Origin of the sequence: Methylobacterium sp. Leaf118 (assembly GCF_920984675.1) — a bacterium.
Classification (GTDB): Bacteria; Pseudomonadota; Alphaproteobacteria; order Rhizobiales; family Beijerinckiaceae; genus Methylobacterium.
This window is the reverse complement of record NZ_CAKLBV010000034.1, coordinates 38456-47762: the sequence shown is the minus strand read 5'-3', so window position 1 is coordinate 47762 and position 9307 is coordinate 38456. Positions and strand designations below refer to the sequence as shown.

Genomic DNA, 9307 nt, shown 5'->3' with positions numbered 1-9307 from the left:
AGCGGACGCTGGCGCGGGCGCGGGCCGTCTCGGGCGGCCTGCGGCGGCGCGCCTGCCCGGCCGCGCCGGTGGCCGAGCGGATCGTCGGGGCCCTCCGCCGCCTGCCGGACGGGGAGGCCCTGCGCTGGGAGATCGCGCTTCCCGCCTCCCTCGCCTTCCCCGGCGACGAAGGCGACCTGACCGAGATCCTCGGCAACCTCCTCGACAATGCCCGCAAATGGGCCCACCGCCGCATCGTCGTCTCGGGCGGCGCCGAGGGGGAGGCGGCCTGCCTCGTGGTGGAGGATGACGGACCCGGCATGAGCGAGGGGGCCATCGCCGGCATCGCCCGCGGCCGGCGCTGGGACGAGAGCCGGCCCGGCACCGGCTTCGGCATCGCCATCGCCCGCGACCTCGTCGAGGCGACGGGCGCCGAGATGCGCCTCGGCCGCTCGGACCTCGGCGGCCTGCGCGTCGTCCTGCATTGGGCCATGCCCTGACGGCATAACCGTCCGCCTTTCTCCGCATATCGGGCGCGTTCCGATGCATCCGGCGCCGGGCTGTGTGCGCCAGCGCATCCGTGGGCCTGCATCCAGCGGGTAGACCCACGCCGATGAAGCGTGAGGGTTCGGGGGCCATGGCCTCGAAAGTTCTACTGGTATTGACGGTCCTCCTCCTGTTCGTGGACGGGCACGCGGCGCGATTGCGGGAAGTGCGCAATCCAGATGCCGAGGGCAGCGCGAGCAAGCGCGCGGCCCTCTTCCTCAAGCGCACCGAGGCCTGAGCGCCGAGGCAGCGCAAGGCCGCCCTTGGCCTACCCTTGGCCTACCCTTGGCCCGCCCTTGGCCCGCCCGAGGCATCGGCGCAGGCGTGGCCCCACCCGACACGTTGACCGCCCGACCCGCCGGCCCCAAAGAGGACGCGACGGAACGACCGGACGCGTCACGCAAAGCGGCGCGGCGGGCGTTCCCCGAGGGGCCACTATAGGGATCATGCGCGAACGCCCGCCACGATCGGTGTACGGCCGCGCGATCATCGGGGTGATCGCGCTCTACGCGCTCGTCCTGCACGCCTTCCTCGGCGCCCTCGCCCCCGTGATGCCGGTCTCGGCCGGCAGCGAGATCTGCACCCAGCACGCGGCGGCCGAGGCGCCCGACGAGGGCACCGGCTGCCGGCATCACGCCTGTTGCACCCAGGTGCAGGGGATCCAGGCCGGCCCGCCCCCCGAGACCCCCTTCGCCGCGCTGGCGTGGCCACTCGTGGTGACCTCCGTGACCTGGCGGCCGGACCCCGCCGCCCGCGCCCGCGCCCCGCCCGACCAGGGGACGAGCCCGCGAGGTCCGCCCGCCGCCTGAGCGATCCCTTCCCGATCCCTCAGGCCCGGACCGTTTCCCCATGCCATCTCCGCCCCAGGGCGCCGCCGCGGTGACCGCGCGTGCGCCCGTGCTGCTGCGCGAGGCCGTCTACCGCGCCGTCTGGCGCTGGCACTTCTATGCCGGCCTCCTCTGCCTGCCCTTCCTGATCCTGCTCTCGGCGACGGGGGCGCTCTACCTGTTCAAGGCCGAGATCGACGGGACCGTCTTCGCCCACCGCACCGTCGTGGCGCCGTCCTCCGGCGGTTCGTTCGGACCCGACCGCCTCGTCTTCAACGCGATGCAGGCGGTGCCCGAGGGCGCGCCGCTCTCCTATATCGAGCCGGCCCGGGCGACCGGCTCGGCCCTCGTCACGATGCGCGTGGACGAGAACCGGACCCTCGTCTTCCTCGATCCCTATCGGGGCGACGTGCTCGACGTGGTGCCGGCGGCGGAGGAATTTTTCGGTGTGGTGCGGCGGCTGCACAGCCTCACCCTGTTCGGGCCGGCGGCGAATCTCGTCGTCGAGATCGTCGCGGGCTTTGCCGTCATCCTCGTGGTGACCGGCGCCTATCTCTGGTGGCCGCGCAGCCGGACGGGCGGCCTCCTCTCGGTGCGGGAGACGCCCCGCCGCCGGGTCTGGTGGCGCGACCTGCACGCTGTGACCGGGCTCTTCGCCGGGTCGGGCCTGCTCTTCCTCGCGCTCACCGGCCTGCCCTGGTCGGGCTGGTGGGGGCAGGAAATGCGGGCCTGGTCGAACGCCGCCGGGCTCGGCCAGCCGCGCCAGCTCTGGGCCGACCGCCCGGTCTCCACGCTGCCGATGCGGGCCGTGCTCAACGAGCCCGGCTGGACGATGCAGGACGCGCCGGTCCCCCGCTCCACGCCCAGCCCCGCGCCCGCCATCGGCCTCGACCGGGCGGTGGCGAACCTGAAGGCGATGGGGATGCCGGCGGGGTTCGAGCTGGCGCTTCCGGTGGGCGAGGCCGGCGTCTACGCGGCCTCCGCCTATCCCCGCACCGTCACAGGGCAGCGCATGGTCTCCCTCGACCAGTATACGGGCCGGCCCCTCGTCGACGTGCACTTCTCGGACATCGGCCCGGTGGGGCAGGCGATCCAGTTCGGGATCGGCCTGCACAAGGGCGAGGTCTGGGGCCGGGCGAACCAGTTCGCCATGCTGGCTTTCTGCCTCGCCACGATCCTGCTCGCGGTCAGCGCCGGCGTGATGTGGTGGAAGCGACGCCCCTCCGGTCGCCTCGGCGTGCCGCCGCTGCCGCGCGACCGTCGGGTGATGGCCGGCGTCACCGGTCTGGTGCTCGGCCTCGGCGCCCTGTTCCCGCTGACCGGCCTCGCGATCCTCGCCTTGATCGGCCTCGATCTCAGCGCGCGGGCCCTGATCCGCCACCGCCCCCTGCATCCGGCCGCGCAGACCTGATTCCGCCGCGGGCGCCCCCGCCCGCGCGCCTCGCCCGGCCGCTCCGCCGCCGCCCCTTCTTTCCTTCCGACGAGCCCGCCATGCCCGCCCGCTTGCGCCTGAGCGCCACCGCCTGCCTGCTGATCGCCCAACCTCTCGCAGCGCTCGCCGCCCCCGCGGCGAACGAGGCCGTGACCCTGGAAGAGCTCTCCGTCGAGGGCGAGGGGAGGGGCAGCCGAGGCGGAGGCGCGGCGTCCGGGCGGCCGTCGCAAGGCGAACAGCCCTTCGGCGTCGCCGCACCGCCCGGCGCCGCCGTCCTGGCGATCGAGCACCCGGTCGGGCAGATCGTCACCGCCGTCGGCCGGGAGGCGATCGCCAACCGCCCGGCCACCAGCATCGGCTCGGTCCTGCTCGACAGCCCCGGCGTCACCGTGCGCCAGGGCAACGGCGCCCGCGACGTCGTCATCTCGATCCGCGGCAACAACGCCCGCTCCACCGGCGTGACCCGCAATATGGTCGTGCTGGAGGATGGCTTCCCGGTCACGCAGGCCGACGGCGCCTCGCGCTTCGACGTCGTCGATCCCCGCGCCTATTCCCGCATCGACGTGTTCCGCGGGCCGCAATCGGCCCTGTTCGGCAACTACGCCACCGGCGGGGCGCTGGCCTTCCGCACGCGGACGGGGCGCGAGATCAACGGCTACGAGATCGGCATCGACGTCGGCAGCAACGGCTACCTCAGCAACACCGTCACCGTCGGCGGCGCGAGCGGCCCGTTCGAGATCAGCCTGTTCGCCAGCGACGTGCGCAGCAACGGCTACCAGCAGCATGCCGCTTACGACACCCAGACGGTCAACCTGCTGGCGAGCTACACGCCGTCGCCGGACAACCGCTTCACGTTGAAGGTCATCAACAACGCGCTCGACGCCAACATCCCGGGCCGCTCTTCGCTGGATCAGTTCCGCATCAACCCCTACCAGCGCGGCTGCGACACGGCGGCCACCGCGGCGCCCGGCTGCGCGACCTTCACCCTCGGCGGCATCCCGGCCACCGCCGCGCAGGCGGGCTTCCGCCGCACCGACCGACGCACCATCGTGGCGGGCCGCTGGGAGCACGACATCGACGCGCAGACCACGTGGCGGGTCCAGGTCGGCTTCGACGAGCGCAACTACGACCAGCCGTTCTTCACGTCGTCGGGCCGCGGCAGCCTGCCCTCGTACAATTTCCTCACCGACCTGACCCGGCGGGGCGAGGTGTTCGGCCTGCCCGCGACCGCCTCCGTGGCGCTCGCCTACAGCGCCGTCGACGTCACCGCCTCGACCTTCACCCTCACGCCCTTCGGCGGCGCCCGGCTCGGCCCGCTCCTCGCCCTTCAGGACGCCCTGCAATCGAACCTCGGCGGACGGGGGCGGCTGGAGGTGGAACTGTCGCCCGAATGGACCGCCGTGGCCGGCTTGTCCGCCGAGCACAGCGCGATCACCGGGCGCAACCGCACCTTTCCGGCCTCGCCGGCCTCGCTGGCCCGGGCCGACCGCAGCTTCCTCAACGTCGCGCCGGACTTCGCCCTGGTCTACCGGCCCGATCCGGCCTGGGCCCTGCGCGGCCGGGTCGCGACGGGTTACGCGACGCCCTCGTTCTCATCCCTGTTCGTGACGGCGGAGGGCGCGCCCGGCAACAACACCGGGCTGACAACGCAGGAGAATCTGGGCTTCGACCTCGGCGCCGACTGGCTGCCCGTCGAGGGGCTGCGGCTCAGCCTCACCGGCTTCTACGAGTTCTTCCGCAACGAGTTCGTCACGCAATCGCCCGGCGCCGGGCTCCTCAACTACACCTTCAACGCCCCGGCCTCGGAGCATCGCGGCATCGAGGTGGCGGCGAATTGGGCCTTCGCCCCCGGCTGGCGCGGCGTGCTCGCCTACACCTTCGACGATCAGGTCTACACGGACTATGTCGAGCGGCTGAGCACGCCCACGACCACCGCGCTCTTCGACCGGGCCGGCCACCGCATCCCCGGCGTGCCCGACCACCAGCTGCTCGCCCGTCTCGGCTACGACGTGCCGGCCGGTCCGCGCGCCGGGCTCGGCGGCTTCGCCGAGGTGGTGGCGCAGGGCGGCTACTACGCTGACAATTCCAACCTGCTGAAGGTACCAGGCTTCGCGATCCTGAACCTCAACATCCATTACACGGCGCTGCTGCCGGAGGGCTACGCCAAGCGCATCGACGTCTATGGCGAGGTCCGCAACGTGCTGGACACCACCTACGTGTCCTCCGCCAACCCCCTCGCCAATTCCCTCAATCGGGACACGGGCGTCCTGAACGGGCGCGGCGTGCTGGCCTCGACGGTGGGCTCGATCTACGCGGGGGCGCCACGGACCTTCGTGGCGGGGATGAAGCTGTCGTTCTGACGGGCCCGGGACCCCGAGCATCGGCCTGAAAGCAAAAAAGCCGGCCCGGATCCGAGATCCGGGACCAACCTTCTATCGTCCGGAATTCACCCAGCGCACGAGATCGGCGAGCACCTGGCCGAGGGCGGTGTCGAGGCCGACCGCCGCGTTCTGGGCGTCGACCTTCTGGATCGGCACCCGGGCGGTGAAGATGCGGGCGTTGGCGACCCGGCCGGTGCCGTCGGCGATCAGCTTGGCCGAGAGATCCACCACCGCCTCGCCGGAGGCGGAATCGATGTCGAACGCGCGGATCTCGCTCACGAGTTGGAAATCGGCCGGCACCTTGTCGCCGGGGCGGGAGACCGAGCGCAGGCGCCCGGTATTCTCCAGGCTCTGGATGATGCGGGTCTGCACGAGGCGGGGCAGGCGATCGGCCCATTGGCCGCCGCCGAGGAAAGACAGGGAGCCGCCGCGCTCGCGCACGATGATGCGATCCGCCTCCATCGGCTGCAGGCCGACCGGCTCCAGGACGACGACCGAGCGCGCCGAGACGACCGGGCGCCCCTGAGGCGGCAGGGCGGCGAGGTCGAAGGTGAGAGGCGTCGCACCGCCGCCGCATCCGCCCAGGGCGGTCAGCGCCAGGAGACAGGGGATCGCGACGGCTTTGGGGAGACCGCGGCCGGAAAGGGCGGGAGAGAAAAGTCGCGTCATCCGCTCGGGCACCGTCCGTTCGCTGGGCGGGAGGCTGGGGGTGTCCCCTCGCGCGACGCCGACCCGTTCGCGCCTCTCCAGAGGTGCAGGACGGGCGGGGGTTCGTGGCGCGCTCGGCCCTCCTACCACGCCGAAGCTTACGGCAACGCTCGAACCGCGCAGTGCGTCCCGGCACATCGACGCGTGGGACGCAGCTCAGCGACCGCCGTTGTATTCCGGCAACGACGGCTTGCCACCGAAGATCACCTGCGACGGGTCGCGCTCCAGGCTTTTGGCGGCACGGCTCAAAGTGTTGAGTGTACGCTGTCCGTCGCTCGCCAGAGCCTCGACCTCGCGGCGGCTCGTGCCCGACAGGCGGTTGAAGCTCGTCGAGATATTGGCGGTACGCTTGTCGAGATTCTCCGACAGGGTGCGGAAGGCGCGGCCGGCATCACGGACCGAGACCGCGGCCTCGCGGATCTCGGCGAAGGCGCCCGCGCCCTGCTGGCCCGAGGCCGAGCCGAGGAAGCCCTCGGCGCCCTTGAGCACGCCGTCGATCCGGTCGGCCGAGGCGCTGAGCTTGGCCGCGAGTTGGCGGGCGTCGTGCAGGCCGGCCTCGATGTCCGGGCCCGCCTTGGCGAGCGAGGTCGAGAAGGTGTCGGCATTCTCGATCACCCGGTTGAGGCGCTGCCCGTCCACCGCCTTGACGAGGCCGGCGATGGAGGGTCCGGCCTCGGCCAGCGTCTTCGAGAAGGCCTCGACATTGGCGAGCGTGCGGGTGATCGCGCCCTCGTTGCCGGCCACCACCTTGTCGAGGCGCTGGAGCACGTCGTCGGCGCGCTGCGCGATCTGCTTGGCCGCCGCCATCATGTCCTGGATGTCGCTCGAATCCGCGAAGATCGTCGGCATCTGGTCGCCGGAGCCGGGCTTGAGCGGGGGCGCGTCGGCGCTGCCGCCCGAGAGCGCGATCTGCGACACGCCGGTCAGCATCGCGGAATCGAGGCGCGCCCGGGTGTCGGCGCGCAGCGGCGTCGTCGGATCGACCTGAACCACCGCGACGACCCGGCGGGGATCCTGCGGCAGCAGGCGCACGTCGAGAGCCTCACCCACCTTGATGCCGTTGAACGACACCGTGGAACCCTTGGCGAGGCCGCCGACCGAGCCGGAGAACACGATCCGGATGGCCTGGGTCGCCTGCCCGCGCGAGCCCCCCTGGAGCCACAGCACGAAGCCGAACGCGGACAGGACGACGCCGATGGTGAAGGCGCCGATCAGCACGTAGTTTGCGCGGGTCTCCATCGGTCTAGCTCTCTCCTCGATCCGGAGGGCTCAAGCAGTGCGCCACCGCACGTGGGCCGATTCCGTGCGGCGCCGATCCCGCGCGTCGGCCGGGCATCCGCTGCCACGCAACGACCCGCGGCGCGGGAGCGATCGGCGATCCGTGGAATGCACCGCCGAGGGGTGCGAGCGCTGCGGTCTCAGGCATGGGCATAGGCCGGCGCCGGCGCCGGCGCCCCGCCGGGCGACAGGGCGCGGGCCCGCTTTCCGTGGAAGTAGGAGCGCAGCCAGGGATGGTCGCTCGCCAGCATCTCCTGGATCGTGCCCTGCGCGATGATCCGGCCGTCGCCGAGGGCGGCGATGCGGTCGCAGGCGGTGTAGAGGCTGTCGAGATCGTGAGTGACCATGAAGACGGTGAGCCCGAGTGTCCGCTTCAGGGTCGAGACGAGGTCGTCGAACTCGCCCGCGCCGATCGGGTCGAGCCCCGAGGTTGGCTCGTCGAGGAACAGGATCTCGGGATCGAGCGCCAGGGAGCGGGCGAGGGCCGCGCGCTTGATCATGCCGCCCGACAGCTCGGAGGGGTATTTGTCGGCGGCATCGGGCTTGAGGCCGACCATCTCGATCTTGAGGCGCGCGAACTCGTCGAGCAGCCGCTCGGAGAGCTTCAGATGCTCGCGCATCGGCATCTGGATGTTCTGCTTGACGGTGAGCCCGGAGAACAGCGCCCCCTGCTGGAACAGGACGCCCCAGCGCTGCTCAAGCTGGCGGCGGCGGGCGAGGCTGATCGCATCCACGTCCTCGCCAAAAATCTCGATCGTGCCGGAGCGCTTCGGGACAAGGCCAAGGATGGTGCGGGTGAGCACCGACTTGCCCTGTCCCGAAGGACCGACGAATCCCAGGATCTCGCCGCGGCGGATGTCGAGGTCGAGCCCCTTCATCACGGCGCGCTCGCCGAAGGTCACGACGAGGTCGCGCACGCGGATGATCGCGTCCGGGCCCGAGGGGGATGGATGCTCGCCTGCCAAGCCGATTGCCCGCGCGCTGGTCAAAAATTGATCGCGGCGAAGAAGACCGCGAAGAGGCCATCCAGCACGATCACCATGAAGATTGACTTGACGACTGAGGCGGTGACGTGGCGGCCGAGCGATTCCGCCGAGCCCTGGACCGCGAACCCCTCGATCGTCGCGATGATGCCGATGGTGAGCGCCATGAACGGCGCCTTGATGAGGCCGACCGCGAAGTGGTGGAACGACACCGCCGCCTGGAGCCGGGCCAGGAAGGCGTCCACCGTCATGCCGCCGTAGATCGCCGCGGTAAGCCCGCCGCCGGCAAGCGCGGCAAGGGAGCCCAGGAAGGCCAGGATCGGCAGGCCGATCACGAGCGCGAGGATGCGCGGCAGGATCAGGATCTCGATGGGGTCGAGACCCATGACCCGCAGCGCATCGACTTCCTCGCGCATCCGCATCGAGCCGATCTCGGCCGTGAAGGCCGAGCCCGAGCGGCCCGCCACCATGATCGAGGTGAGCAGCACCCCGAGTTCGCGCAGGATCAGAAGGCCGATCAGGTTGACGACGAAGCTCTGCGCGCCGAACCGCTGGAGCTGGAAGATGCCCTGCTGCGCGACGATGCCGCCGACGAGGAACGAGATCAGCACGATGATCGGCACGCCGCGATAGGCGACCTGTTCGAGCTGGTTGACCAGGGCGGCGGTGCGGAAGGTCTTTGGGCGCCGCGCGACGCGGCCGGCCGCGGCCATGACCTCGCCGAGGAAGGCGATGCCGGCCAGCACCTCCGCGCCGCCCCGGGCGACGCGGCGGCCGAGCCCGTCGAGCCCGCGCACCGCGAGGGCGCGGGTGTCCGGCACCTTCGGCTCGGCCTCGCGCAGGCCCATCTCGCCCAGCAGGATACGGTGCTCGGGCCGGGCGCCCGCATAGGCGAGGCGCGAGCCCGCCCCCTCGATCTCGGCCCGGGTCCGCTCCAGCACCCAGGCGCCCAGGGTGTCGAGGCGCACGACGCCGCTCAGATCGACCAGCACCGGCCGATCGCGCCCGTGGGCGGCGATGCGCGCCGAGGCGCTCTCCACCGCCGGGCCCTGATCCGCGGTCCAGCGCCCGCGCAAGGTGATGCGCTCGCCGTCGAGGTCGGCGCCCGCGGCGTCGAGCGTGCCAGAACCGTTCTCGATCCGCACGAATGCCGCTCCCGCTGTCGTCCCAGGG

At 71.8% G+C, this 9307-nt stretch carries 9 protein-coding genes; 5 read left to right on the top strand and 4 right to left on the bottom strand.

Annotated elements, in window-relative coordinates; genetic code table 11:
• The 5 genes from LW587_RS15050 to LW587_RS15035 all read left to right on the top strand — a co-directional run.
• The coding region (locus tag LW587_RS15050; protein ID WP_232630405.1) for an ATP-binding protein at positions 1–479 on the top strand (479 nt) is incomplete at its 5' end.
• Positions 480–640: 161 nt separating this feature from the next.
• Positions 641–763 carry a hypothetical protein gene (locus tag LW587_RS24055; RefSeq protein ID WP_269780338.1) on the top strand — a complete coding sequence of 41 codons (123 nt, stop codon included), beginning with the start codon at positions 641–643 and terminating at the stop codon, positions 761–763.
• A 208-nt stretch (positions 764–971) separates the two neighbouring features.
• Positions 972–1334: a hypothetical protein gene (locus LW587_RS15045; RefSeq protein ID WP_232630404.1), complete on the top strand. Its 363-nt coding sequence runs from the start codon at positions 972–974 to the stop codon at positions 1332–1334.
• Positions 1335–1374: 40 nt separating this feature from the next.
• Positions 1375–2763, top strand: a complete 1389-nt coding sequence (locus tag LW587_RS15040) for a PepSY-associated TM helix domain-containing protein (protein WP_232630403.1) — start codon at positions 1375–1377, stop codon at positions 2761–2763.
• An 80-nt stretch (positions 2764–2843) separates the two neighbouring features.
• A complete protein-coding gene (locus tag LW587_RS15035; protein ID WP_232630402.1) occupies positions 2844–5144 on the top strand; it encodes a TonB-dependent receptor family protein in 2301 nt (766 codons plus the stop codon).
• A 72-nt stretch (positions 5145–5216) separates the two neighbouring features.
• Here LW587_RS15035 and LW587_RS15030 read toward each other — a convergent pair whose 3' ends face one another.
• The 4 genes from LW587_RS15030 to LW587_RS15015 form a co-directional block, all read right to left on the bottom strand.
• The gene (locus tag LW587_RS15030; protein ID WP_232630401.1) at positions 5217–5834 is read right to left on the bottom strand and encodes an ABC-type transport auxiliary lipoprotein family protein; all 618 of its coding nucleotides are present in this window, start codon (positions 5832–5834) and stop codon (positions 5217–5219) included.
• A 195-nt stretch (positions 5835–6029) separates the two neighbouring features.
• Positions 6030–7112 (bottom strand): MlaD family protein, encoded by a 1083-nt coding sequence (locus LW587_RS15025; protein ID WP_232630400.1) that lies wholly within the window; start codon positions 7110–7112, stop codon positions 6030–6032.
• Positions 7113–7291: 179 nt separating this feature from the next.
• Positions 7292–8068 carry an ABC transporter ATP-binding protein gene (locus tag LW587_RS15020; protein WP_442919153.1) on the bottom strand — a complete coding sequence of 259 codons (777 nt, stop codon included), beginning with the start codon at positions 8066–8068 and terminating at the stop codon, positions 7292–7294.
• A 68-nt stretch (positions 8069–8136) separates the two neighbouring features.
• Positions 8137–9279 (bottom strand): ABC transporter permease, encoded by a 1143-nt coding sequence (locus LW587_RS15015; RefSeq protein ID WP_232630398.1) that lies wholly within the window; start codon positions 9277–9279, stop codon positions 8137–8139.
• Positions 9280–9307 lie beyond the last annotated feature (28 nt).

Bases quoted from the DNA above. Each gene is read 5' to 3' on its own strand.
- LW587_RS15040 (WP_232630403.1), top strand. From the start codon at position 1,375: ATGCCATCTCCGCCCCAGGGCGCCGCCGCGGTGACCGCGCGTGCGCCC.
- LW587_RS15030 (WP_232630401.1), bottom strand. From the start codon at position 5,834: ATGACGCGACTTTTCTCTCCCGCCCTTTCCGGCCGCGGTCTCCCCAAA.
- LW587_RS15045 (WP_232630404.1), top strand. From the start codon at position 972: ATGCGCGAACGCCCGCCACGATCGGTGTACGGCCGCGCGATCATCGGG.
- LW587_RS15025 (WP_232630400.1), bottom strand. From the start codon at position 7,112: ATGGAGACCCGCGCAAACTACGTGCTGATCGGCGCCTTCACCATCGGC.
- LW587_RS15035 (WP_232630402.1), top strand. From the start codon at position 2,844: ATGCCCGCCCGCTTGCGCCTGAGCGCCACCGCCTGCCTGCTGATCGCC.